Annotated in this window: 22 protein-coding genes, 1 tRNA gene and 1 pseudogene; 13 read left to right on the top strand and 11 right to left on the bottom strand. The window is 60.8% G+C overall.

The annotated features are described in order from the left end of the window. Nucleotides 1-10: 10 nt before the first annotated feature. A tRNA-Ile gene (locus NL123_RS02840) sits at nt 11-87 on the top strand. Nucleotides 88-197: 110 nt separating this feature from the next. Here NL123_RS02840 and NL123_RS02835 read toward each other — a convergent pair. Then, complete coding sequence (locus NL123_RS02835; protein WP_494357185.1) at nt 198-1,448, bottom strand: IS256 family transposase; 1,251 nt, start codon at nt 1,446-1,448, stop codon at nt 198-200. A 264-nt stretch (nt 1,449-1,712) separates the two neighbouring features. After that, nucleotides 1,713-1,868, bottom strand: a pseudogene (locus NL123_RS02830) (phage portal protein); the annotation flags it as partial. Nucleotides 1,869-1,965: 97 nt separating this feature from the next. Between NL123_RS02830 and NL123_RS02825 the strand changes: the two are divergent. Then, nucleotides 1,966-2,043 carry a DUF6890 family protein gene (locus NL123_RS02825; RefSeq protein WP_494358279.1) on the top strand — a complete coding sequence of 26 codons (78 nt, stop codon included), beginning with the start codon at nt 1,966-1,968 and terminating at the stop codon, nt 2,041-2,043. A 59-nt stretch (nt 2,044-2,102) separates the two neighbouring features. Here the strand turns inward: NL123_RS02825 and NL123_RS02820 are convergent, their stop codons facing one another. The 3 genes from NL123_RS02820 to NL123_RS02810 form a co-directional block, all read right to left on the bottom strand. Next, nucleotides 2,103-2,567 carry a DUF2442 domain-containing protein gene (locus tag NL123_RS02820; RefSeq protein ID WP_248484960.1) on the bottom strand — a complete coding sequence of 155 codons (465 nt, stop codon included), beginning with the start codon at nt 2,565-2,567 and terminating at the stop codon, nt 2,103-2,105. Next, complete coding sequence (locus tag NL123_RS02815) at nt 2,555-2,785, bottom strand: DUF4160 domain-containing protein (protein WP_248484961.1); 231 nt, start codon at nt 2,783-2,785, stop codon at nt 2,555-2,557. Before NL123_RS02815 ends, NL123_RS02820 begins: the two co-directional genes overlap by 13 nt. Before the next feature lie 80 nt (nt 2,786-2,865). Next, nucleotides 2,866-3,291, bottom strand: coding sequence for a VOC family protein (locus tag NL123_RS02810; RefSeq protein WP_058424751.1), 426 nt, complete (start codon nt 3,289-3,291; stop codon nt 2,866-2,868). Nucleotides 3,292-3,403: 112 nt separating this feature from the next. Between NL123_RS02810 and NL123_RS02805 the strand changes: the two genes are divergently transcribed. From NL123_RS02805 to pqqE, 10 genes are all read left to right on the top strand, one after another. After that, complete coding sequence (locus NL123_RS02805; protein ID WP_248484962.1) at nt 3,404-4,273, top strand: LysR family transcriptional regulator; 870 nt, start codon at nt 3,404-3,406, stop codon at nt 4,271-4,273. A gap of 39 nt (nt 4,274-4,312) precedes the next feature. After that, the gene (locus tag NL123_RS02800) at nt 4,313-4,759 is read left to right on the top strand and encodes an Lrp/AsnC family transcriptional regulator (protein WP_010206997.1); all 447 of its coding nucleotides are present in this window, start codon (nt 4,313-4,315) and stop codon (nt 4,757-4,759) included. Nucleotides 4,760-4,905: 146 nt separating this feature from the next. Continuing rightward, on the top strand, nt 4,906-6,597 hold the full coding sequence (locus NL123_RS02795) for a flavin monoamine oxidase family protein (protein WP_494357184.1): 1,692 nt from the start codon (nt 4,906-4,908) through the stop codon (nt 6,595-6,597). A 10-nt stretch (nt 6,598-6,607) separates the two neighbouring features. Beyond that, nucleotides 6,608-7,402 carry a carbon-nitrogen hydrolase family protein gene (locus tag NL123_RS02790; protein ID WP_058424748.1) on the top strand — a complete coding sequence of 265 codons (795 nt, stop codon included), beginning with the start codon at nt 6,608-6,610 and terminating at the stop codon, nt 7,400-7,402. A gap of 48 nt (nt 7,403-7,450) precedes the next feature. Then, the gene (gene pqqF / locus NL123_RS02785; RefSeq protein WP_494357183.1) at nt 7,451-9,799 is read left to right on the top strand and encodes a pyrroloquinoline quinone biosynthesis protein PqqF; all 2,349 of its coding nucleotides are present in this window, start codon (nt 7,451-7,453) and stop codon (nt 9,797-9,799) included. Nucleotides 9,800-9,958: 159 nt separating this feature from the next. Continuing rightward, on the top strand, nt 9,959-10,033 hold the full coding sequence (gene pqqA, locus NL123_RS02780) for a pyrroloquinoline quinone precursor peptide PqqA (RefSeq protein ID WP_003194766.1): 75 nt from the start codon (nt 9,959-9,961) through the stop codon (nt 10,031-10,033). A gap of 66 nt (nt 10,034-10,099) precedes the next feature. Continuing rightward, nucleotides 10,100-11,011, top strand: coding sequence for a pyrroloquinoline quinone biosynthesis protein PqqB (gene pqqB / locus NL123_RS02775; RefSeq protein WP_494357182.1), 912 nt, complete (start codon nt 10,100-10,102; stop codon nt 11,009-11,011). An 11-nt stretch (nt 11,012-11,022) separates the two neighbouring features. Continuing rightward, the gene (pqqC, locus tag NL123_RS02770; protein WP_017138042.1) at nt 11,023-11,775 is read left to right on the top strand and encodes a pyrroloquinoline-quinone synthase PqqC; all 753 of its coding nucleotides are present in this window, start codon (nt 11,023-11,025) and stop codon (nt 11,773-11,775) included. After that, the gene (gene pqqD / locus NL123_RS02765) at nt 11,772-12,047 is read left to right on the top strand and encodes a pyrroloquinoline quinone biosynthesis peptide chaperone PqqD (RefSeq protein WP_092242265.1); all 276 of its coding nucleotides are present in this window, start codon (nt 11,772-11,774) and stop codon (nt 12,045-12,047) included. The genes pqqC and pqqD overlap by 4 nt, the downstream gene beginning before the upstream one ends. Then, the gene (gene pqqE / locus NL123_RS02760; RefSeq protein ID WP_494358278.1) at nt 12,040-13,170 is read left to right on the top strand and encodes a pyrroloquinoline quinone biosynthesis protein PqqE; all 1,131 of its coding nucleotides are present in this window, start codon (nt 12,040-12,042) and stop codon (nt 13,168-13,170) included. The genes pqqD and pqqE overlap by 8 nt, the downstream gene beginning before the upstream one ends. Nucleotides 13,171-13,175: 5 nt before the next feature. Here the strand turns inward: pqqE and NL123_RS02755 are convergent, their stop codons facing one another. Beyond that, the gene (locus NL123_RS02755) at nt 13,176-13,334 is read right to left on the bottom strand and encodes a YqaE/Pmp3 family membrane protein (RefSeq protein WP_003228885.1); all 159 of its coding nucleotides are present in this window, start codon (nt 13,332-13,334) and stop codon (nt 13,176-13,178) included. Between the two features lie 172 nt (nt 13,335-13,506). After that, nucleotides 13,507-14,769 carry an aspartate aminotransferase family protein gene (locus NL123_RS02750; RefSeq protein WP_248484967.1) on the bottom strand — a complete coding sequence of 421 codons (1,263 nt, stop codon included), beginning with the start codon at nt 14,767-14,769 and terminating at the stop codon, nt 13,507-13,509. Nucleotides 14,770-14,978: 209 nt separating this feature from the next. On the opposite strand from NL123_RS02750, the gene NL123_RS02745 reads away from it, so the two are divergent. Beyond that, nucleotides 14,979-15,878: a LysR family transcriptional regulator gene (locus NL123_RS02745; RefSeq protein ID WP_179030327.1), complete on the top strand. Its 900-nt coding sequence runs from the start codon at nt 14,979-14,981 to the stop codon at nt 15,876-15,878. A 226-nt stretch (nt 15,879-16,104) separates the two neighbouring features. Here NL123_RS02745 and NL123_RS02740 read toward each other — a convergent pair whose 3' ends face one another. The 4 genes from NL123_RS02740 to NL123_RS02725 all read right to left on the bottom strand — a co-directional run bounded on the left by NL123_RS02740 (nt 16,105) and on the right by NL123_RS02725 (nt 23,168). Next, nucleotides 16,105-17,883, bottom strand: coding sequence for an acyl-CoA dehydrogenase C-terminal domain-containing protein (locus NL123_RS02740; RefSeq protein WP_494357181.1), 1,779 nt, complete (start codon nt 17,881-17,883; stop codon nt 16,105-16,107). Nucleotides 17,884-18,006: 123 nt separating this feature from the next. Next, a complete protein-coding gene (locus NL123_RS02735; RefSeq protein ID WP_494357180.1) occupies nt 18,007-19,776 on the bottom strand; it encodes an acyl-CoA dehydrogenase C-terminal domain-containing protein in 1,770 nt (589 codons plus the stop codon). A 90-nt stretch (nt 19,777-19,866) separates the two neighbouring features. Beyond that, nucleotides 19,867-21,156: a GGDEF domain-containing protein gene (locus NL123_RS02730; protein WP_248484970.1), complete on the bottom strand. Its 1,290-nt coding sequence runs from the start codon at nt 21,154-21,156 to the stop codon at nt 19,867-19,869. Nucleotides 21,157-21,362: 206 nt separating this feature from the next. Then, complete coding sequence (locus NL123_RS02725) at nt 21,363-23,168, bottom strand: phenylacyl-CoA dehydrogenase (RefSeq protein WP_494357179.1); 1,806 nt, start codon at nt 23,166-23,168, stop codon at nt 21,363-21,365. Nucleotides 23,169-23,405 lie beyond the last annotated feature (237 nt).

Raw genomic sequence — 23,405 nt, 5'->3', positions numbered from 1 at the left:
ACCTGTTACAGGGCCTATAGCTCAGTTGGTCAGAGCAGAGGACTCATAATCCTTTGGTCCACGGTTCAAGTCCGTGTGGGCCCACCAATTCAAAAGCCGCGCATTGCGCGGCTTTTGTCGTATCTAGAGCTTGAAAGGGACTGTCAGATATTTTGTGTGCGGGCCGGTAACGGCCTGCCGTCAGGCAGGCCCTGCTTTTACCAGGTAGGCCTGATAAATCGATCTCCGTAAAGAATCGCAAATTGATTCATCGCACTTTTCCAATCATGGGCCGCTGAGCCCCAGTTGGCGGTGATATTGCGCAGTCCAAGCCAGATCAGTTTTGTCGCCGCATCGTCGGTCGGGAAGTGGCCACGCGTCTTGATGATCTTGCGCAACTGAGCGTTGATGCTCTCGATGGCGTTGGTCGTGTAGATCACTTTTCGGATCGCCGGCGGGAACACGAAAAATAGGACCACACGATCCCAAGCGCGACGCCAGGCAGCCACTACCGTCGGATATTGCTTGCCCCATGGCCCACTTTCAAACGCATCCAGCGCCTGCTCGGCCGCTTCGGCGGTCACCGCCTGATAGATCGGCTTAAGCGCCTTGGCCAGTTCGCGACGCTTGTCCCAAGCCGCGTAATCAAGGCTGTTGCGGATCAGATGAACAATGCATGTTTGCAGTGTCGTGTCTGGAAACACGGCGTTGAGCGCTTCTGGCATGCCTTTGAGGCCATCGGTCACAGCAATCAACACGTCTTCGACGCCGTGTGTCTTGAGGTCGTTGAAAACCTTCATCCAGAACTTGGCGCCCTCGATATTTTCTATCCAGATGCCGAGAATATCGCGTGTTCCGTCAGGCAAAACACCCAGGGCCAAGTAGATCGCCTTGTTGCGAACCAGCCCCTCTTCGCGGATTTTGACCCGTAGAGCATCGAAGAAAATAACCGGATACATCGGCTCCAAAGGCCGCTGTTGCCATGCACCGATCTCTGCCATGACCTCGTCGGTCACAGAGCTGATGAAGTCCGGAGAAACATCAGTACCGTACTGCTCGGAAAGAAACGCCCGGATCTCTCTGACCGTCATTCCACGGGCATACATGGCAATGATCTTGTCATCGAACCCGGTGTAGCGGCGCTCGTGCTTGGGAATCAGGATAGGGGAAAAACTGCCGTCCCGATCACGTGGAATATCCAGTCGGAGCGGGCCATCGCCGGTGAGAACCGTCTTGCCGCTCTTGCCATTGCGCTGGTTGGTTTCATCCTCTGGGCGCTGTGCGCCCGGCGGATAGCCCAGGTGATGACCGAGCTCAGCACTCAGCGCTCGCTCGATCAAAGCCTTCTTGAACGCCGCAGACGCGTCCTCGATGGCTTCAGCGGTCATCGGACCATCGGTGAATTGCTCGAGAAGCTCTTTCGGGATTTTCGGCAGCTCTCGCAACGCGGGTTTCTTTTTGGTTGGCATACATGCACCTCTTACTCATGTTATGCCCGAACACAAAATTACTGACACCCCCGCTTGAAAAGTCAGTGCTGAAAAATGTGAAAATTCCCTTCCCCTCCACAAAACGTCCACTCCCACCTGAAATGTTAAAACTCCAGTAGGTCACGGCGCGCAATCCAGCCCGTAATTTCTTTCTCACCGACCTCAACCTGTACGTGAGTCCAGCCATCACTGTTTGCGCCCCTTCGGGTGCATAAACACATGTCTATCTGTGCTCAACCCACCCTACCGTCGATCCACACGCAACCGCCTATTCACCTGCAAAAACAACTGCCGGATCGGCCGTATCTCATTATTCGTGTACACCCGATCAATCTTCTCCACATCCCCAAACCCCGCCGCATTCTCCGGCATGCAACCCGCCAACGCGGGGTTCACCCTCGCCCCCCCCAAGACGTGACCAAGTACTTCAACGCCGCCCCCCCCAACAACAGGGTGGCGCCGTCCCGAGCCCACGGCGGACAACCTGGGCACGGCCATGTGGCAGGAAAGTGAGTATTGGAAACGCATGGAAATCACCGTGGCGAACGGGATTGCCAGGGCGTTGAAAGGCTAACAAAAACCCCGCACAGGGCGGGGTTCGGGGGCAACGTGATCAGTATCGCCGTTAAGGCGTCAGGCCCGTTTCAGCTGGGGCCGCTCTTGCAGGTGATCCCAACCCAGGCACGCCAGCGCCAGCGTGCGCGGTACAGCTTCGCGCCCGTTGCTGTAACGGGTGATGCTACGCGTGCCGACACCCAACGCCTCGGCGGCTTGCGACAAGTTAAGCCCGGTGCGGGCACGCCAACCGATGAAGATCCGGGTGTTCTCATCCGGTGCGGCCTGGGCCAATGCGTCCAGGTACAGCGTGTCGGCACCGATCTGAATGTCCAGTTCGGGCCATTCCACGGTCCAGCCATCGTCGCCAACGGTCGCACCTTTAAAGGCTTTGGCCGCTTGCAACGGTTTGAGCCCCGGATAGGTGGCCACGTCTTTGCTCATATCCAGCACAAACTGTTGGCCGTCGATAAATGTCAGCTCCAACACATGGCCGGGACGCGCCTGCACAGCCCGCAGGCGGGGGCGTTTCATGGATGCCATTTATGCCACTCCTCCAGTAATTCGTCTTGGTGCGCTCGCACCCAGGCCAAAGCCTCTTTCAGCACCATCGTCGGCGCTCTGCCCAGCATCGCCTCACATGTTTCAAGGCTTATCAAGACATCGACGCCGCCGCCCGTCAAGTGCACGTGGGGCGGCAGGTGGTCCTTTTCCCGCAGCTCTATGCGGTACTTGTCGCGAAATCGGTATTTGGTAGACATGCCAAAATAATATAGCCAATTTGGCGATACATAAAGTGATGGGAAGTTGCCATGAGCACATCCGCCACCAGCAAAAGCCCTCACTTCGCAAACAACTGCCCAATATCCTTGAACGCCTTGAACTCCAGCGCGTTCCCGCACGGATCAAACAGAAACAACGTCGCCTGCTCCCCCACCTGCCCCTTGAACCGAATATGCGGTTCCAGCACGAAGCGGGTTTGCCGGGCCTGCAAGCGTTCGGCCAAGGCGTGCCAATCTTCCCAGCCCAGCACCACGCCAAAGTGCGGCACGGGCACGTTGTGGCCGTCGACGGCGTTGGTGTGGGCTGATTCCTGGGAGGCGGTTTTCGGGTGTTCGTGAATGACCAATTGATGGCCGAAGAAGTTGAAGTCGACCCAATGATCGCTTGAGCGTCCTTCTTCAAGGCCAAAGACTTCACCGTAGAAATGCCGCGCAGCGGCCAGGTCGTAGACCGGGATTGCCAGGTGGAAAGGGGCGAGTGTCATCAGGTCAAACCTCTATGGGCGTTAAGTGCCCCGAGTTTAGCCTTGCCCTCAGCGATGAAAAGACGATAGTTTTTGCATCGAGCTCAAATTATTTCGATCAATCGAGACACCTATGCTGCGTGAACTGAAGACCTTTATCGCAGTAACCCGCCACGGCACGTTCGCGGCGGCGGGTATGCATATCGGACTGACGCAGTCGGCGGTGAGTGCGCAGATCCGCCAATTGGAGCAGGCGCTCGGTGTGCCGTTGTTCGACCGTACCGGGCGCCAGGCCACGTTGAATGCTGCGGGTTTGCGTGCCTTGCCGTTGGCCAGGGAGATCCTGGAAACCTTCAACCGCATGGCGGTGCCGGTGGATGCCAACGAATACCGGGGCGAGTTGAAGGTGGGAGCCATCACCACCGCGCAAACCGGTCTGTTGCCTCAGGCACTGGTGCGTTTGCGCCAGGTGGCGCCGACGGTGGAGTGCAAGCTGATACCCGGCGTGTCCCTGGAGTTGTTGAGCCGGGTGGACGCCGGTGAACTGGACTCGGCGATCATCATCCGCCCGCCCTTCGACCTGCCCAAGGAACTGCACGTGCAGCTGCTGCGCAAGGAGCCGTTCGCGCTGATCGTGCCTCACACGTTGGCCGGTGATGACCCGTTGCAGTTGCTCGCGACGCAGCCGCATGTGCGCTATGACCGCGCTTCCTTTGGCGGTCGCCTGGTCAGCCGATTCCTGAAGGAACATAAACTCGACGTGCAGGTAGCATTGGAATTGGATGAGCTGGAAGCCATCGTCAAGATGGTCGAATGCGGCCTGGGGGTATCGCTGATTCCTCAAGCCGGGTTGTGGCTGGAGCGCTCGCCCAACGTGCGAATCATCCCATTGGGCAGCCGGACCTTTTACCGCGAAATCATCCTGCTGAGCCGCTACAGTCAACGCCACCTGCCCGTGCCGCAACTGTTTACCCGCTGCCTGCTCGCCGACGCCAACCTGTAAGATGCCAACACACTGCCCCCCCGCATCGGAGCCCTCGCCTTGCCCGCCCTAGATGAAATCGACCGCCAACTGATCGCCGCCCTGCAGATCAACGCCCGCGAAAGCGTGGCCATGCTCGCCCGGCAGTTGGGTATCGCGCGCACCACGGTGACGTCACGCCTGGCACGCCTGGAGAAAACCCAGGTGATCACCGGTTATGGCGTGCGCCTCGGGCAGCGGGTGGTCGATGGTGGTTTGCAGGCTTATGTGGGCATTACCGTACAAGCGCGCTCGGGCAAAGAAGTGTTGCGCCGGTTGAGTGCCATGGCCCAGGTGCAGCAGTTGTGCGCGGTGAGTGGCGAGTTTGATTATGTGGCCTGGCTGCGCACGGATTCGCCGGAGCAGTTGGACCAATTGCTCGACCAGATTGGCAGCGTCGACGGCGTGGAAAAAACCACCACATCGATCATCCTCAGTAACAAACTGGATCGCGGCCAACCAATCTGACCAACAGCTTCGTCATTCTGACTAAAAACAGATCAATCCGACGACACTTTGCGTCTTATTAACGAACGCTACACTCCCTAAACTGGCTGCCATCATTTCCTATACTCAGCGGGTCGTGCCCCGCCGAGTCATCAGCCAGGTCAGCCATGAACACGTCCAACAAAAGCAATCGCCACCCTGCAGACGGTAAAAAACCCATCACCATCTTCGGCCCGGACTTCCCGTTCGCCTTTGATGACTGGATCGAACACCCCGCCGGCCTGGGCAGCATCCCCGCCGCCAACCATGGCGCCGAAGTGGCGATCGTCGGTGCCGGGATCGCGGGCCTGGTGGCCGCTTACGAGTTGATGAAGCTGGGCCTCAAGCCGGTGGTGTATGAAGCCTCAAAAATGGGCGGCCGCTTGCGCTCCCAAGCCTTTGAAGGCGCCGAAGGCATCATCGCCGAGCTGGGCGGCATGCGTTTTCCGGTATCGTCGACGGCGTTCTACCACTATGTGGACAAGCTCGGCCTGGAAACCAAACCCTTCCCCAACCCGCTGACCCCGGCCTCCGGCAGCACGGTCATCGACCTTGAAGGCCAGACCCACTACGCACAAAAACTCTCCGACTTGCCGGTGCTGTTCCAGGAAGTCGCCGACGCCTGGGCCGATGCGCTGGAAGACGGTTCACAGTTCGGTGATATCCAGCAGGCCATCCGCGACCGCGATGTACCGCGCCTCAAGGAATTGTGGAACAAGCTGGTGCCGCTGTGGGATGACCGCACCTTCTACGACTTCGTCGCCACCTCCAAGGCGTTCGCCAAGCTGTCGTTCCTGCACCGTGAAGTCTTCGGCCAGGTGGGTTTCGGCACCGGCGGCTGGGACTCGGATTTCCCCAACTCGATGCTGGAAATCTTCCGCGTGGTGATGACCAACTGCGACGACCACCAACACCTGGTGGTCGGCGGCGTGGCCCAGGTGCCCATGGGCATCTGGCGCCATGTGCCGCAGCGTTGCGCCCACTGGCCGGCCGGCACCAGCCTGAGTTCACTGCATCGCGGCGCGCCACGCGCGGGCGTCAAACGCATTGCCCACGCCGCCGATGGCCGTTTCGCCGTCACCGACAACTATGGCGACACCCGTGAATACGCCGCCGTGCTGACCACCTGCCAGAGCTGGCTGCTGACCACCCAGATCGAATGCGACGAAAGCCTGTTCTCGCAAAAAATGTGGATGGCCCTGGACCGCACGCGCTACATGCAGTCATCAAAAACTTTCGTGATGGTCGACCGCCCGTTCTGGAAAGACAAAGACCCGGAAACCGGCCGCGACCTGATGAGCATGACCCTCACCGACCGCCTGACCCGGGGCACCTACCTGTTCGATAACGGCGACGACAAGCCGGGGGTGATCTGCCTCTCGTACTCGTGGATGAGCGACGCCCTGAAAATGCTGCCGCAGCCCATCGACAAGCGGGTGAAGCTGGCCCTCGATGCGCTGAAAAAGATCTACCCGAAGGTCGATATCAAGGCGCGCATCATTGGCGATCCAATCACCGTGTCCTGGGAAGCCGACCCGCACTTCCTCGGGGCCTTCAAGGGCGCGTTGCCGGGTCACTATCGCTACAACCAGCGCATGTACGCGCACTTCATGCAGAAGGACATGCCCGCCGAACAGCGTGGGATTTTTATCGCCGGTGACGATGTGTCCTGGACGCCGGCCTGGGTCGAAGGCGCCGTGCAAACCTCGCTGAACGCAGTGTGGGGCATCATGACCCACTTCGGCGGCAGCACTCACCCCGAGAACCCGGGGCCGGGTGATGTGTTCGATGAAATCGGGCCGATTGCCCTGGCGGATTAAGGAGTTGAACATGCGCGTCGCCCTGTACCAATGCCCGCCGCTGCCGCTGGATGTGGCCGGCAACCTCAAGCGCCTGCATCAACTGGCGCATGAGGCCTCCGATGCCGATGTGCTGGTGCTGCCGGAGATGTTCCTCAGCGGCTACAACATCGGTGCCGAAGCCGTTGGCGCCTTGGCCGAGACGCAGGACGGGCCGTCGGCGCAGGCGATTGCCGAACTGGCCAAAAGCGCCGGCCTGGCGATTCTGTACGGTTACCCGGAACGGGCTGAGGATGGTCAGATCTACAACGCCGTGCAGTTGATCGACGCCCACGGCCGGCGCCTGTGCAACTACCGCAAGACCCATCTGTTTGGCGACCTGGACCATTCGATGTTCAGCGCCGGTGACGATGATTTCCCACTGGTAGAACTCAACGGCTGGAAGCTCGGTTTCCTGATCTGCTATGACCTGGAGTTCCCGGAAAACACCCGGCGCCTGGCCCTGGCTGGCGCTGAGCTGATCCTGGTGCCCACTGCCAACATGGTGCCGTTCGATTTTGTCGCCGATGTCACCGTGCGGGCGCGAGCCTTTGAAAACCAGTGTTATGTGGCCTACGCCAATTACTGCGGGCATGAAGGCGAGATCCAGTACTGCGGGCAGAGCAGCATTGCCGCGCCGAATGGACAGCGCATTGCCCAGGCCGGCCTGGATGAAGCCTTGATCGTCGGTACGCTGGAGCGCCAATCGCTCCTTGACGCCCGCAGCGCCAATCACTACCTGCAAGACCGCCGCCCCGAGTTGTACGGCGCGCTGCACAAGCCCTGATCCAGCCGGTTTGTTAGCATAGGCACATTCTATGTTTCGGAAGTGCCCATGCCTGCGCCGGCCCCCCCTCATCACCTTCACCTGACCCTGGCCAATGGCCTGCGGGTTTCCTTGCGTCATGCCCCACGGTTGAAGCGCTGCGCCGCCGTGCTGAGCGTGGCGGCCGGCAGCCATGATGTGCCGTTGGCGTGGCCGGGGCTGGCGCACTTCCTGGAGCATTTGCTGTTTCTCGGGACAGAGCGTTTTCCCACGGATGACGGGTTGATGGCCTACGTGCAAAGCCATGGGGGCCAGGTCAATGCCAGCACCCGTGAGCGCACCACGGACTTCTTCTTTGAACTGCCGGATGCCACTTTTGCCGGGGGCCTGGAGCGCTTGGCCGACATGCTGACCCATCCGCGCCTGGCGCTGGAGGATCAATTGCGTGAGCGTGAGGTGCTGCACGCGGAATTTATCGCCTGGTCCCAAGATGCACAGGCGCAACAACAAGTCGCACTGTTGGAAGGTTTGGCGGTGAATCATCCGCTACGTGGCTTTCATGCAGGCAACCGCGACAGCCTGCCAGTTGAGCGAGAGACCTTTCAGCAAGCCTTGCAGGAATTTCACACGCAGTTCTATCAGAGCGGGCAGATGACCTTGAGCCTGGCCGGCCCACAATCGCTGGAGGCACTGGAAACCTTGGCACAGCGGTTCAGTGAACAGCTGACTTCAGGGCCCCTGCGCCCGCAATCCGTGCCCCTGGCCTTGATGCCGGGGCAAGCGCAGCACTATCAGCACATTGCCAATGATCATCTGCACCAGGTCATCACCTGTGATGCGCCCCGTGAAGCGCTGGAGTTTCTCTGCACCTGGCTTAACGCGTCGGCACCCGGCGGATTGCTGGCCGAACTGAAAGCGCGACACCTGGCGAGCGCACTGCAGGCGTCGGTGCTGTATCACTTCGCCGGGCAAGCAGTGCTGGATATCTTCATTACGCTCAGTGGTCCCGCTGAATCAGCCACACAAGTCGAGGCGTTGCTGTACGACTGGCTGAGCTTTTTCGCACACAGCGACTGGGCTGCGTTGCGCGAAGCGTTTGCTCTGCTGGCCGCTCGCCAACAGCAAACCCAAGACGCCCTGGCATTGGCCCGAAATGACCGCCAGGACCTGTCGGAACAGGATGCCGTCGCCCTTGAGGCCCTGCTTGAATCGCTGCGCTTGCCACCCTCCGAACACCCATGGCAACTGCCGCCGAATAACCCTTTCCTGCGCCCGCCGGTGAAGGAAGAACGCGCCGGCCTGATTCGCGGCCAGACCAGCGCCCACCGAGGCTTGCGCACGTTTGCCCAGGATCGCTCCCGAGGGCGTCGTGATGCATCGGCACTGGCCTTCAGCCAGGCATTGGCGGACGACAGCCACGAAGGCGCGTTGTATCTGCAATGGCAATCAGCTCCGCCACATCAGGAAAGCGCGTTGCAGTCGTTGCGCGACAATGCCCGCCAGGCGGGTGTCGAAGTGTCGTTCGAAAACCTGGGCAGTCACTGGCTGGTGAAAATGGTCGGGCTACAGGAGCCGATCCCAGCAGTTCTGGAAGTGCTGGCGCAACGCCTGGGCGATCCGCAAGAGGCACAAGCCGCCGCGCCGCCCATGATCGCCATCCGCGAATTGCTCAAGGCGCTGCCCGCTTGCTGCGCCACGACCACGTCCGAAACAGCCGCGTGGGACACCGCACGTTGGCAAGGCCTGGGGCTGGGTTTCTCTACCGCCCATGAAGCCGCGATCAAAACCGCTGCGGCCCGCCTGCCGGGGCAACCTGCAAGCCTCAATCATGTCGCGCCATCCCTCAGCGGCCAACGTATCTGGCATGAAGTAGAAGCCGACTCAAACGAAGCCGCCCTGCTGCTGTTTTGTCCAACACCACGCCAATCCTTGGCGGACGAAGCCGCATGGCGACTACTCGGCCATCTGCTCCAGGCGCCGTTCTACCAACGCCTGCGGGTAGAGCTGCAAATCGGCTACGCCGTGTTCAGCAGCATCCGACAGATAAACGGCCAGACCGGCCTGCTGTTCGGTGTGCAATCCCCTGGCCTGTCCCTATCGGGCATCGCCGATCACCTGAACACCTTCCTCAAGCAACTGCCGGCGCTGATCGACCGCAGCGACGACCTGGGCAACCTGGCGTTGGCCGAGCAGTTCTGCGCACGGACGCTGCCCAACGCCCAAGCCGCCGAACTGCTGTGGCATGCCCATCTGGCGGGCCATCCGTCGGACTACCTGGTTCAACTTCAATCCCGGATCCAAACCTGTACCCGCGAAGCATTGCAGCATGCCGCGCAACAATTAAACGACGCCGCAGGCGGCTGGCGCTGCGTGGCCAACGGACCGCGCATATCGACTAAGTGGCAAGCGGCAGGGTGATCATTGCCGCCCCTGCAAAAGGCTTTCTCCCTCAAGACAGCGCTAACTTGAAAAGAATTGAGTAATATTCCCACGCACACATCTGAACATCTCCGACTGGAGGTGGACTATATGTATTACTTGGTAGTAAACGTCCCATCCCTTCGTAGGAGTATGAATATGACCTGGTCCAAACCTGCTTACACTGATCTGCGCATCGGTTTCGAAGTCACCATGTACTTCGCCAGCCGTTAATCCGCTGGGTACTACAACGCCTCGGTTCGCCCGGGGCGTTTTTGTTTTGAGCTTGATGGAGCGACCATGTTTGTCCAGATTCTAGGCTCCGCCGCCGGCGGTGGTTTCCCGCAGTGGAACTGCAACTGCGTGAACTGCGCGGGTTTTCGTGATGGCAGCCTGCGGGCCCAGGCGCGCACCCAGTCGTCCATCGCGATCTCCGACGATAGCGTGAATTGGGTACTGTGCAACGCCTCGCCGGATATCCGCGCGCAACTCCAGGGCTTTGCACCGATGCAACCCGGCCGCGCCCTGCGCGATACCGGCATCAGCGCGATCATCCTGATGGACAGCCAGATCGACCACACCACCGGCCTATTGAGCCTGCGCGAAGGCTGCCCGCACCAGGTGTGGTGCACCGACATGGTCCATGAAGACCTCAGCACCGGTTTCCCGCTGTTCACCATGCTCACCCACTGGAACGGTGGCCTGGCCTGGAACCGTATCGAGCTGGACGCCAGCTTCACCATCCCGGCCTGCCCCAACCTGCGCTTCACCCCGCTGCCGTTGCGCAGCGCAGCGCCGCCTTACTCGCCACACCGCTTCGACCCGCACCCGGGCGACAACATTGGCCTGATCGTCGAAGACCTGCGCACTGGCGGCAAACTGTTCTACGCCCCGGGCCTGGGCAAGGTCGACGCGCCATTGCTGGAGATCATGGCCGGCAGCGACTGCCTGCTGGTGGACGGCACGATGTGGGATGACGATGAAATGCAGCGCCGTGGCGTGGGCACCCGCACCGGCCGCGAGATGGGCCACCTGGCGCAAAACGGCCCCGGCGGCATGCTCGAAGTGCTGGAACAGTTGCCCGAGCAGCGCAAGGTGCTTATCCACATCAACAACACCAACCCGATCCTCGATGAAGACTCCCCCGAGCGAGCGGAATTGGTGCGGCGCAATGTCGAAGTGGCTTACGACGGCATGAGCATTGAATTGTAGGAGCTGAAGAGATGACTGACACGCCATTGACCACCGCCGAATTCGAAGCCGCCCTGCGAGCCAAGGGCGCCTTCTACCACATCCACCACCCGTATCACGTGGCGATGTACGAAGGCCGCGCCACCCGCGAGCAGATCCAGGGCTGGGTCGCCAACCGTTTCTACTACCAGGTGAACATCCCGCTCAAAGACGCTGCGATCCTGGCCAACTGTCCGGACCGTGAGATCCGTCGCGAGTGGATCCAGCGCCTGCTCGACCACGATGGTGCCCCCGGTGAAGACGGCGGCATCGAAGCCTGGCTGCGCCTGGGACAGGCGGTAGGCCTCGACCCCGACCAACTGCGCTCCCAGGAATTGGTACTGCCCGGCGTACGATTCGCGGTAGACGCCTACGTCAACTTTGCCCGTCGCGCCAGTTGGCAGGAAGCCGCCAGCAGCTCGTTGACCGAGTTGTTCGCGCCGCAGATCCACCAGTCGCGCCTCGACAGTTGGCCGCAGCATTACCCCTGGATCGACCCGGCCGGCTATGAATACTTCCGCACCCGCCTGGGCCAGGCCCGCCGCGATGTGGAACACGGGTTGGCGATCACCCTGCAGCACTACACCACCCGCGAAGGCCAGGAGCGCATGCTGGAGATTCTCCAGTTCAAACTCGACATCCTGTGGAGCATGCTCGATGCCATGAGCATGGCCTATGAACTCAAGCGCCCGCCGTATCACAGCGTGACCGAGCAGCGGGTGTGGCATAAAGGGATCACCCTATGAGCTTTGACCGCAGCAAGAAACCGACCTGGCGCCCAGGCTACCGTTACCAGTACGAGCCGGCGCAAAAAGGCCACGTGTTGCTCTACCCCGAAGGCATGATCAAGCTCAACGACAGCGCCGCATTGATCGGTGGCTTGATCGACGGCGAGCGCGACGTGGCGGCCATCATCGCCGAGCTGGAGAAACAATTTCCTGGTGTGCCTGAGCTCGGTGAAGATATCGAGCAATTCATGGAGGTCGCCCGTGCTGAGCACTGGATCACCCTTGCCTGAAAAGCCGGCCATCGGCCTGCCGCTGTGGTTGCTGGCCGAGCTGACGTACCGCTGCCCGTTGCAGTGCCCTTATTGTTCCAACCCGTTGGACTTTGCCGAGCAGGGCAAGGAGCTGACCACCGAGCAGTGGTTCAAGGTATTCCGCGAAGCCCGCGAGATGGGGGCCGCGCAGCTGGGGTTTTCCGGCGGTGAGCCGCTGGTGCGCCAGGACCTGGCCGAGTTGATCGCTGAAGCACGCAAACTGGGGTTCTATACCAACCTGATCACCTCGGGTATCGGCCTCACCGAGCAGAAGATCAGCGACTTCAAGAGAGCCGGCCTGGACCATATCCAGATCAGCTTCCAGGCCAGCGACGAACAGGTGAACAACCTGCTGGCCGGCTCGAAAAAAGCCTTTGTGCAGAAATTGGAGATGGCCCGTGCGGTGAAGGCCCACGGCTACCCGATGGTGCTCAACTTCGTGACCCATCGGCACAACATCGACAAGATCGACCGCATCATCGAGCTTTGCATTGCGCTGGAGGCGGACTTTGTCGAGCTCGCCACCTGCCAGTTCTACGGCTGGGCACAGCTCAATCGAGTGGGGTTGTTGCCGACTCGGGAACAATTGGTGCGCGCCGAACGCATCACCAACGAATATCGCGCCAAGCTGGAAGCGGAAGGTCACCCGTGCAAGCTGATCTTCGTCACACCGGACTACTACGAAGAACGCCCGAAGGCCTGCATGAACGGCTGGGGCAGTATCTTTCTGACCGTGACGCCGGACGGCACCGCCCTACCCTGCCACGGCGCCCGACAGATGCCGGTGCAATTTCCCAATGTGCGCGACCACAGCATGCAGCACATCTGGTACGACTCGTTCGGCTTCAACCGCTTTCGTGGCTACGACTGGATGCCCGAACCGTGCCGGTCATGCGATGAAAAGGAAAAGGATTTCGGCGGCTGCCGATGCCAGGCCTTCATGCTCACGGGGGACGCGAGCAATGCCGACCCGGTGTGCAGCAAGTCCGAGCAGCACGGCATCATCCTGCAAGCGCGGGAAGAAGCCGAATACGCCACCCAGACCATCGAGCAGTTGGCCTTTCGCAACGAGCGCAACTCACGGCTCATCGCAAAAGGCTGACGGCCTCAGCGCTTGGCGATGATGTACACCGCGTGCACGATGCCCGGGATGTAGCCGCACAGGGTCAGCAGGATATTCAGCCAGAACGCGCCGCCGAAACCCACTTGCAGAAACACACCCAGTGGCGGCAACAGAATAGCGATGATGATACGAATGAAATCCATGGGATCAGCTCCAGAAAATCGGCTCGTGTGAGCCGTGTAGCTAATCGACCTTGGGCATTCGTGAGGGTTCAGTGGGATCTGGCGTTGGGCCATCCAGGCAAAAAAACGCCCCCGGCCAAAAGAATCAGGCCGGAGGCGCTGCGTAGACCGCGAGACGGTTCAGGAATAAGGGTTAAACGGCGATACCCTTGCGGCATTGCAGTTGGGCGGTACGCACGCGGGAGAAGGCGCGGGCCAGGCGCAGGAGCATTTCGTCGATGTTGCTTTTGCTCACGGTCAGGGCCGGGGTGAAGCGCAGGCAGTTGGGTTGCGGAGCTTGAAGGATCAGGCCTTCGTGCAGCGCCGCTTTTACAACAGCATCCGCAGAATCATCCGACAACGTCAGGCCCCACATCAGGCCATGGCCACGCAGTTGACCGTGGCCGTAGCGGTAGGCCAGGCGGGCAAGACCTTCGCCCAGGTACAAGCCGGTCTCACGCACGTGATCCATAAAGCCGTGCTCCAGCACGGAGTCGAGTACTGCCAGCCCGGCCGACGCCATCAGCGCGTTGCCATGGTGGGTGCCTTCCAGCTCGCCCACTTCGAAGCAACAGGCCTTGCCGCGAGCCAATAGCGCTGCAACGGGAACCCCACCACCCAGGCCTTTGCCGAGGGTGATGATGTCGGCACGTACGCCGTATTGTTGCTCGGCGAGCAAAGTGCCGCAGCGGCCCATGCCGGTTTGCACTTCGTCGAGGATCAGCAAGATCCCCAGTTCACGGCACAGGCGCTCGACGCCCTTGAGATAGTGCTCTGTCGCGGGGATTACACCCGCTTCGCCCTGGATCGGCTCCAGCAGGATGGCGACAGTTTGTGCGTCGACTGCTGCATGCAGGGCCGGCAGATCGTTGAAGGGCACATGGCTGAAACCGGGCAACTGTGGTTCAAAACGGTTTTCAAGCGTACTTGCCGACGCCGACATCGCCGCAAAGCTACGGCCATGGCAACCACCGCTCGCGCTGATGATGCGATAGGCGCCGCCGCGATGCAGTTGGCCCCATTTGCGCGCCAACTTGATCGCGGCTTCAACGGCTTCCGCGCCGCTGTTAAGCAGGTAAGCCTGGTCACTGCCGGTGCGATGGCACAGGCGCTCGGCGAGGTTGAGTTGAGCGCGGTTATGCAAGCCGTTGCCTGGGTTGATCAGCGCCTGAGTCTGGTCGGCCAGTGCCTTGATCAACACCTGCGGGCTGTGGCCGAGGCTGTTGGCGGCGTTTCCCTGGCTGAAATCCAGGTAAGCCCTGTCATCGCTGTCCCACAGCCAGGAACCCTGGCCGCGCACGAAGACTTGGGGTGGCCGCGCTACGGAGGGCATCAGGGATTCGTTGGGAGGATTATCGCTGGGCGTCTCCAGAACTAAATCGTCCAGGCTCGGCGCGGGGCGACGGAACAGATTCATGATTCACCCCCAATAGTAATCGGACCTTGGTCGCTGCGACCCGTCATTATTGCCTTGAGGTTTTTTGCCTTGCCTATGTAAACGCTATCAACATAAACGCTGTTCATTGCCCGATCCGGCCCTGTAAGCCCTGCGAATAGGCGCTAGACTAGGCGCCTCGGGGGCCAGCGGCCATTTCGATTTTCCAGCTTTTTCGATAAGTAAGTCTTATGGATTTCAAGCAACTGCGTTATTTCGTCGCGGTGTATGAGGAAGGCCACGTAGGCCGTGCCGCCGAGCGTCTGTCGATCTCCCAGCCGGCGCTGTCCCAGCAGATTCGCCAGTTGGAGCAGAACCTGGATGTGAGCCTGTTCGAACGCAGCAGCAAGCGCCTGCTGCCGACACTGGCGGCGCATACGCTGTACAACCACGCCCTGCCATTGATCGATGGCATGCAGCAGGCGGTTGAGGCCCTGCGCAACTTCAAGGGCCAGGCGATGCGCACGTTGGCCATCGGCGTGCTGCAAACCGTGCACACCAGCCTGGTCCCGCAGATGCTCGAGCGCGTGCGCAAGGCCCAGCCACATTTGGTGGTGCAGATCTACGAATTGACTGGAATTGAGATTGAGCGGCGGCTACTCAACGGCTCGCTGGATATCGGCATCAGCTACTTGCCGCCACGCCAGCCAGGGTTGCACGGCGTGTTGTTGTACGAAGATGAGTTGAAGGTGGTCATCCCAGAAGACCATCCCTTGCGCGAATTCAAGAAAGTCTCACTGAAGCAGGCCGCCGAGTTGCCGATGTTGCTGCTCGGGGAAGAATTCCAGGTCCGGCAGATCTGGCAGGGCCAACTGTCCAACCTCGGGCGGCGCCCGCAAGTGCAGGCAGAGCTCAATACCATGGCGGGGATTCTCGATAGCCTGCCTCATACCAAGCTGGCGACGGTACTGCCGGGGCGCTCCCAGGATGAACACAACAGCCAGGCGCTGCTGTGGAAACCCTTGAGTGAACCCAGGGTGCCGCTGAAAGTCGGTTTGGTATGCCGCGATGTGCAACGCCAGCAGGCGACGGTGGCGTTGCTGCGCACCTTGCTGGAAGACGTGATGAATGCCCCGCAGGCGCCTGCCTGACTTTTTCGCGGGCAAAAGAAAACCCCGCCGAAGCGGGGCTTTGCAGACTGTTTCCCTGACATCCATTTCACTCCGCCGTCCTGGCAGAATCCTACGTGTCCGTGTTGTTGCTTTGCGCTTCCTGCGCGACGTCCATGTGAAGTAGATTATCCGTGGATCCAATATGGCGATAGAGGACGAATAGCAGTACGTCATGTAAGAGAATGCTTACACGCCCTCCAAGCCTTTAGAACAGGGCTTCATCCAGCAAAAACAGTGATTCGCTACCGGCTTTTACCGACGCACTCAGCGAGTGGATGCGCGGCAACAGGCGCGCAAAGTAGAAGCGTGCAGTCCCGAGCTTGCTGGCGTAGAAGTCTTCTTCCGACTCCTTGCCCAACGCGGCCTTGGCCATGCGCGCCCACATGTAGGCATACGCCATGTAGCCAAAGGCATGCAGGTACTCCACCGACGCCGCGCCGATCTCATTCGGGTTGGTCTTGGCGCGGTCCAGCACCCAGGCGGTCAACTCATCCAGGTTATCCACCGCCACGCCCAGCGGCTTGGTGAATTCGGCCAGCTCGGCCCCCGCCGAGGCAATGAACGCGCGGATCTCATCGGCAAACAGGGTGTAGAACGCCCCGCCACTGCCGACGATCTTGCGCCCCATCAGGTCCAGGGCCTGGATGCCGTTGGTGCCTTCATAGATCTGGGTGATGCGCACATCGCGCACCAGCTGCTCCTGGCCCCACTCGCGAATATAACCGTGGCCGCCAAATACCTGTTGGCCCAGCACAGTGGTTTCCAGGCCCAGGTCGCTCAGGAATGCCTTGGCCACCGGCGTCAGCAACGCCACCAGGTTATCTGCACGCTCGCGGGCTGCGGCGTCGTCGCTGAACTTGGCGATGTCCAGTTGCGTCGCCACGTAGGTGGAGAACGCCCGGCCACCTTCGTTGGCGGCTTTCATGGTCAGCAGCATGCGCCGCACGTCCGGGTGCACGATGATCGGGTCGGCCATTTTGTCTTTGGCCTGGGCGCCGGTCGGTGCACGGCTTTGCAGGCGGTCGCGGGCGTATTCGATGGCGTTCTGGTAGGAACGCTCGCCGGACGCCAGGCCCTGGATACCCACCCCCAGACGCTCGTAGTTCATCATGGTAAACATCGCCGCCAGGCCTCGGTTCGGCTCGCCCACCAGGTAACCAACGGCCTCGTCGAAGTTCATTACGCAGGTCGCCGACGCCTGGATCCCCATCTTGTGCTCAATGGAGCCGCAGCTCACAGCGTTACGGGCACCCAGGCTGCCGTCGGTGTTCACCATGAACTTCGGCACCAGGAACAGCGAAATCCCCTTGGGCCCCGCCGGCGCGTCCGGCAGCTTGGCCAGGACCAGGTGGATGATGTTATCGGTGAGGTCGTGTTCACCGCCGGTGATAAAGATCTTGGTCCCGCTGACTTTATAGGAACCGTCCGCCTGTGGCTCGGCCTTGGTGCGGATCATCCCCAGGTCGGTCCCGGCGTGGGCCTCGGTCAGGCACATGGAACCGGCCCACTCACCGGAATACATCTTCGGCAAGTAAGTGGCCTTGAGCGCTTCGCTGGCGTGGGTGTTGATCGACACACAGGCGCCAGACGTCAGCATCGGGTACAGGCCAAAGGCCAGGCTCGACGAGTTGATCATCTCTTCGACCTGGGCCGACACGGCCTTGGGCATGCCCATGCCGCCGAACGCAGGATCACCACCGACACCCACCCAGCCGCCTTCGGCATAGGTTTTGTAGGCCTGTGGGAAACCGTCCGGGGTAAACACGGCGGTGTTGTCCCAACGGCAACCTTGTTCATCGCCACCACGGCTGAGCGGGGCGATGGATTTGGCGGTGACCTTGCCGGCTTCTTCGAGGATGGCCTCTACGGTTTCGGCGTCAACGGTGTCTGCCAATGCCGGCAACTGGGCCCAAGTGGTGGCGACCTCAAAGACTTCGTTGAGGACGAAGCGCATATCACGCAGCGGCGCTTTGTAATCAGCCATGGCAAACCTCGTGAGAACGTGAAAAGTAATTCGGTAAGAGTCGGTTTTACAGGCTCAGAGTGTACCCGAACAACTTTTCAGACACATAGGGTCCACTTGTGACTGATTGGTATTTTTAAGTCATCACCACGCAAACGCCTCCGCAGGCAGACTCATCAGGCATTCGCTGCCCGCTTCCACGGCAGCGCGATGGGTAGCCGTACGCGGCAGTAGACGCTTGAAGTAGAACTCGCACGTGGCCAGCTTGGCCTTGGCAAAATCGCCATCTGGCTGTTCAAGAGCAGCGATCGCCATGCGCAGCCACAGGTACGCGAGCACCACGTAACCGCTGTACATCAGGTAATCCACGGCTGCCGAGCCCACCTCATCGGGGTTCTTCATGGCGGCCATGCCGACCTTCGTCGTCAACTCGCCCCATTCCCCGTTCAACTGATTGAGCTGCGCCACATAGGCCTTGAGTTGTGGGTGCTCGGCATTCGCCCCGCAGAACTTATGCACGATTTTGGTAAACCCACGCAGCAACTTGCCCTGGCTGCCCAGCACCTTGCGCCCCAGCAGGTCGAGGGCCTGGATGCCGTTGGTGCCTTCATAGATCGGCGCAATCCGCGCATCGCGCGCCAGCTGCTCCATGCCCCATTCACGGATGTAACCGTGGCCGCCGAAGATCTGCATGCCGTGGTTGGTCACCTCAAGGCCGGTATCGGTCATAAAGGCTTTGCAGATGGGCGTGAGGAACGCCAACAGGTCTTCGGCATCCTGGCGCTGGCCGGCGTCACTGCTCAGGTGCGCGGTGTCGAGCAATTGCGCGGTGAAGTAGGTCAGTGCGCGGTTGCCTTCGTTGAAGGCCTTCATGGTCAGCAGCATGCGGCGCACATCGGGGTGCACGATGATCGGGTCAGCCGCTTTGTCCGGGGCCTTGGCGCCGGTCAGCGCGCGCATTTGCAGACGGTCGTTGGCGTATTTGATCGCACCCTGGAAGCTCGCTTCGCCATTGCACAGGCCCTGCATGCCGGTGCCCAGGCGCGCGTGGTTCATCATGGTGAACATGCAGTTGAGGCCCTTGTTCGGCTCGCCGATCAGGAAGCCCCTGGCGCCATCGAAGTTCAGCACACAGGTAGCGGACGCCTTGATGCCCATCTTGTGTTCGATGGAACCGCAGTGCACCGCATTGCGCTCACCCGTATCGGCATGGAATTTGGGCACGATAAACAGCGAGATACCCTTGGTGCCTGCCGGCGCATCCGGCAGCTTGGCCAGCACCAGATGGATGATATTGGCGCTCATGTCGTGTTCGCCGGCGGAGATGAAGATCTTGCTGCCGGTGACCGCATAGCTGCCGTCTGCCTGGGGCACGGCACGGGTCTTGATCAGGCCCAGGTCGGTGCCGCAATGGGCTTCGGTGAGGCACATGGTGCCGGTCCATTCGCCCGCTGTGAGCTTGGTCAGATAGGTGTCTTTTTGCTCGGCGGTGCCGTGGGCGTGAATCGCCGACATCGCGCCGTGGGTCAGCCCGGGGTACATGCCCCAGGAGGTGTTGCTGGAGCCGATCATCTCGCTCAGCACCAGGCCGAGCGACTGCGGCAAGCCCTGGCCACCGTAGGCCGGGTCCGCCGCCACGCCGTGCCAGCCGCCCTCCACGTACTGGGCGAAGGCTTCCTTGAAACCCTTGGGCGTGGTGACCACGCCATTGTCGAAATGGCAGCCTTCTTCATCGCCGCTGCGGTTTAGCGGCGCCAGCACGTTCTCGCAGAATTTCGCGCCTTCTTCGAGGATCGCACCGACCATGTCCGGGCTGGCGTCGGTGGCACCCAACGCGGCGTAGTGGCCGTGGAAATCAAACACGTTGTCGATCAGAAAGCGCATGTCGCGAAGGGGAGCTTTGTACTCAGGCATGGCAATGTCTCCGTCAGCAGATGGTTTCAACCTACTGCCGGCCAACGCCTGGGACAATCACTGTAGAACCGCTGAATACACCGCCATCACTCAACCGGCAGCGCTCTGCATGCGCACCGCGCCACGCCGGGTCTGCCCGGACGCCACCACGCAGTTACGCCCGGCGCCCTTGGCGGCGTACAGCGCCTGGTCGGCGGACTTGAGCACTTCCTCGGGGGAGCGCTGCTCGGCCTGGCGTTCGGCCACGCCGATACTGATGGTCACCGAGACACTGGAGGCGCCGCTGCCCGAACGGCGCTGACGCCCTTGCTGATCGTCCTGGGGGCGGTCCGAATTACGCAGCTTGATGTCGTAGTCGGCGATGATCTCGCGGATCTCCTCCAGGTGCGGCATGCATTCATCCAGGGTCTTGCCGGCGAACACCACGGCGAATTCTTCACCGCCGTAGCGATAGGCGCGCCCGCCGCCGTTGACCTTGGACAGCTTGCTCGCCACCAGCCGCAATACCTGGTCGCCCACGTCATGACCATGGGTGTCGTTGAAACGCTTGAAGTGGTCGACGTCGCTCATCGCCAACACATAGTTGCGCCCCAGCCGCTGCATGCGCTCGTTCAGCGCACGACGCCCCGGCAAGCCGGTCAGCTCATCGCGAAAGGCCATTTGATAAGCCTCGTGGGCCACACCGGCGGCGATCATCAGCATCACCTGGCTGCACATGATATTCAGGGTGAAGGGCAGGATGAACGTCTGCGGCAACATCCAGAACAGGCCCAGCAACCCCACCAGTTGCGCCGCATGCAGCGGGCGCGGCTGGTACCAGTATTGCGCCGCCAGGGTCAGGAAGCCGATCAGGAACATCGGGTACGACAGCTGGATCAGGCTCATCCAGCTGCCATGCAGCGCCGGCCAGCGGATCTCCGCCAGCCAGTTCAGCACCGCCTGGGGATAACTCTGCTCCAGCGCCAGGGCCACGCTGCCCACCGCCAGCAACACCGCGCCACGGGCGACAAAGTCACGAAACAGGTGGGTCTTCTCCTGCCACAGCGCGTAGATGCTGAACAACAACGGCAGCAGCAGGCAGCACAGGTGGAACACCACGGCGGCGTCTTCGCGCACGCGGCCATTGTCGCGGTAGAAGTCGGTCTGGGTATCGAGCAGGAAGTAGGCGATGTATACCGTGATCATCAGGAACAGTTCACGCTGGCGGCGGTACACCGCGCAGTACGAACCACCGAGCAACAGCACCAGGGTCGGCAACACATTGAACAGTGAGGTGAAGAAAACGTTGAGGTCCTTGACGTACGCAGCCGAGAGCCCGGCCAGCAAGAGCAGCAACGAAGGTAGAAAATGACTGAAACGTACAGCGGACACGCGTGACAAGGGTAAAACTCCGACCCGCAAAAAATGATGGCACTGTGCCTCTATATGGACAGTTAAGCACAACCTGACACACATGCATCACATTGCCATCACTGTAACGGCAGCCGGCGGTAATCCCTGAGTGCTGCGGTGTGGTTTTTTATCGCCCACAAAAAAGCCGCCGCCCCCGTAGAGGAGCGGCGGCTCTGGAAGTGAACCGGTAAGGCTTAGTAAGCCAGGCCGAAGTCTTCTTCTTTCATGTCCATCAGGTTGTTGGCACCCGACAGCATGGTGGCTTTGTGGGCCAGGGTACGCGGCAGGATGCGCTGGAAGTAGAAGCGCGCGGTCTGCAGCTTGGCGGTGTAGAACGCTTCTTCGGTGGTGCCGGCAGCCAGTTTCTCGGCCGCCAGGCGCGCCATGTCGGCCCAGAAGTAAGCCAGGCAGGCGTAACCGGAGTACATCAGGTAGTCCACCGAGGCGGCACCCACTTCTTCGCGGTCTTTCATCGCGGCCATGCCGACCTTCATAGTCAACTCGCCCCACTCTTTGTTCAGCGCAGCCAGCGGTGCAACGAACTCTTTGACCGCTTCGTTGCCTTCGTTGGCCTGGCAGAACTTGTGCACGATCTTGGTGAAGCCCTTGAGCGCTTCGCCTTGGGTCATCAGCACTTTACGGCCCAGCAGGTCGAGGGCCTGGATGCCGGTGGTGCCTTCGTACAGCATCGAAATGCGGCTGTCGCGAACGTTCTGCTCCATGCCCCACTCGGCGATGAAGCCGTGGCCGCCATAGATCTGCACGCCGTGGTTGGCCGATTCAAAGCCGACTTCGGTCATGAACGCCTTGGCGATCGGGGTCATGAAGGCCAGCAGGCCATCGGCCTGTTTCTTGGCGTCTTCGTCGGTGCCGTATTTGACGATGTCCACTTGCTTGGCGGTGAAGTACACCATCGCACGGTTGCCTTCGGCAAAGGCCTTCATGGTCAGCAGCATGCGGCGCACGTCGGGGTGCACGATGATCGGGTCGGCGGCTTTGTCCGGGGCTTTCGGGCCGGTCAGGGAGCGCATTTGCAGGCGATCGCGGGCATATTTCAGGCCACCCTGGAAGCCGATTTCGGCGTGGGACAGGCCTTGCAGCGCGGTACCCAGGCGAGCGGTGTTCATAAAGGTGAACATGCAGTTCAGGCCTTTGTTCGCCGGGCCGATCAGGAAACCGGTGGCCGCGTCGAAGTTCATCACGCAGGTGGCGTTGCCGTGGATGCCCATCTTGTGTTCCAGGGAACCACAGCTCACGGCGTTGCGCGCGCCAATCGAGCCATCGGCGTTCGGCAGGAACTTCGGCACGATGAACAGCGAGATGCCTTTGGTGCCGGCCGGTGCGTCCGGCAGGCGGGCCAGTACGATATGGACGATGTTGTCGGCCATGTCGTGTTCACCGGCCGAGATGAAGATCTTGGTGCCGGAGACCTTATAGGAACCATCCGCCTGAGGCTCGGCCTTGGTGCGCAGCATGCCCAGGTCGGTGCCGCAGTGTGGCTCGGTCAGGCACATAGTGCCGGTCCATTCGCCCGACACCAGTTTGGTCAGGTAGGCCTCTTGCTGCTCGGGCGTGCCGTGCTCGGAGATAGTGTTCATCGCACCGTGGGACAGGCCTGGGTACATGCCCCACGACCAGTTGGCGGCGCCGACCATTTCGCTCACGGCCAGGCCCAGGGATTCCGGCAGGCCCTGGCCGCCGTGCTCCACGTCGTGGGCCAGGCTTGGCCAGCCGCCTTCTACGAATTGTTTGTAGGCTTCTTTGAAACCGGTAGGGGTTTTAACGCCCGACTCACTCCAGGTGCAGCCTTCGATGTCGCCCACGCGGTTCAGCGGTGCCAGCACTTGCTCACAAAACTTGGCGCCTTCTTCAAGGATGGCGTCAACCATGTCCGGGGTAGCGTCCTGGCAAGCCGGCAGGCTCTGATAGTGCGCTTCATAGCCAAGCAGTTCGTCACGAACGAAGCGAATATCACGCAAGGGGGCCTTGTAGTCAGGCATAGCGATAAACCTCTGCTGATGTATCTGGAATGAACAACCGCGTGGAAGTGTTGGGGCGGTCAAACAGGTGTTTGAAACATACGTTTACGACCTGGGGATGTCAAGCGTCGTCCGGATGCCGTTTGTCATGACGCGGGTCAATGGCGCGCACGGTAACGCTTGCGGCTAGACGCCACATGACTGGGGGAGTGTAGAAGTTCAGAAGGACGACACAGTAAAAATGTGGGAGGGGGCTTG

The sequence above is a fragment of the Pseudomonas sp. FBCC-B1565 genome (assembly GCF_059133265.1).
The sequence above is the reverse complement of the archived record's forward strand: the minus strand, read 5'-3'. Positions and strand labels throughout refer to the sequence as shown.

What these genes read in the sequence shown, in the direction of transcription:
- NL123_RS02735 (WP_494357180.1), bottom strand. Translation starts at nt 19,776, where the DNA reads ATGCCTGAGTACAAAGCTCCCCTTCGCGACATGCGCTTTCTGATCGAC.
- NL123_RS02815 (WP_248484961.1), bottom strand. Translation starts at nt 2,785, where the DNA reads ATGTCTACCAAATACCGATTTCGCGACAAGTACCGCATAGAGCTGCGG.
- NL123_RS02825 (WP_494358279.1), top strand. Translation starts at nt 1,966, where the DNA reads ATGTGGCAGGAAAGTGAGTATTGGAAACGCATGGAAATCACCGTGGCG.
- NL123_RS02750 (WP_248484967.1), bottom strand. Translation starts at nt 14,769, where the DNA reads ATGAATCTGTTCCGTCGCCCCGCGCCGAGCCTGGACGATTTAGTTCTG.
- NL123_RS02795 (WP_494357184.1), top strand. Translation starts at nt 4,906, where the DNA reads ATGAACACGTCCAACAAAAGCAATCGCCACCCTGCAGACGGTAAAAAA.
- pqqD (WP_092242265.1), top strand. Translation starts at nt 11,772, where the DNA reads ATGAGCTTTGACCGCAGCAAGAAACCGACCTGGCGCCCAGGCTACCGT.
- NL123_RS02790 (WP_058424748.1), top strand. Translation starts at nt 6,608, where the DNA reads ATGCGCGTCGCCCTGTACCAATGCCCGCCGCTGCCGCTGGATGTGGCC.
- NL123_RS02745 (WP_179030327.1), top strand. Translation starts at nt 14,979, where the DNA reads ATGGATTTCAAGCAACTGCGTTATTTCGTCGCGGTGTATGAGGAAGGC.
- NL123_RS02835 (WP_494357185.1), bottom strand. Translation starts at nt 1,448, where the DNA reads ATGCCAACCAAAAAGAAACCCGCGTTGCGAGAGCTGCCGAAAATCCCG.
- NL123_RS02725 (WP_494357179.1), bottom strand. Translation starts at nt 23,168, where the DNA reads ATGCCTGACTACAAGGCCCCCTTGCGTGATATTCGCTTCGTTCGTGAC.
- NL123_RS02820 (WP_248484960.1), bottom strand. Translation starts at nt 2,567, where the DNA reads ATGGCATCCATGAAACGCCCCCGCCTGCGGGCTGTGCAGGCGCGTCCC.
- NL123_RS02755 (WP_003228885.1), bottom strand. Translation starts at nt 13,334, where the DNA reads ATGGATTTCATTCGTATCATCATCGCTATTCTGTTGCCGCCACTGGGT.
- NL123_RS02740 (WP_494357181.1), bottom strand. Translation starts at nt 17,883, where the DNA reads ATGGCTGATTACAAAGCGCCGCTGCGTGATATGCGCTTCGTCCTCAAC.
- NL123_RS02805 (WP_248484962.1), top strand. Translation starts at nt 3,404, where the DNA reads ATGCTGCGTGAACTGAAGACCTTTATCGCAGTAACCCGCCACGGCACG.
- pqqF (WP_494357183.1), top strand. Translation starts at nt 7,451, where the DNA reads ATGCCTGCGCCGGCCCCCCCTCATCACCTTCACCTGACCCTGGCCAAT.
- pqqC (WP_017138042.1), top strand. Translation starts at nt 11,023, where the DNA reads ATGACTGACACGCCATTGACCACCGCCGAATTCGAAGCCGCCCTGCGA.
- pqqB (WP_494357182.1), top strand. Translation starts at nt 10,100, where the DNA reads ATGTTTGTCCAGATTCTAGGCTCCGCCGCCGGCGGTGGTTTCCCGCAG.
- NL123_RS02810 (WP_058424751.1), bottom strand. Translation starts at nt 3,291, where the DNA reads ATGACACTCGCCCCTTTCCACCTGGCAATCCCGGTCTACGACCTGGCC.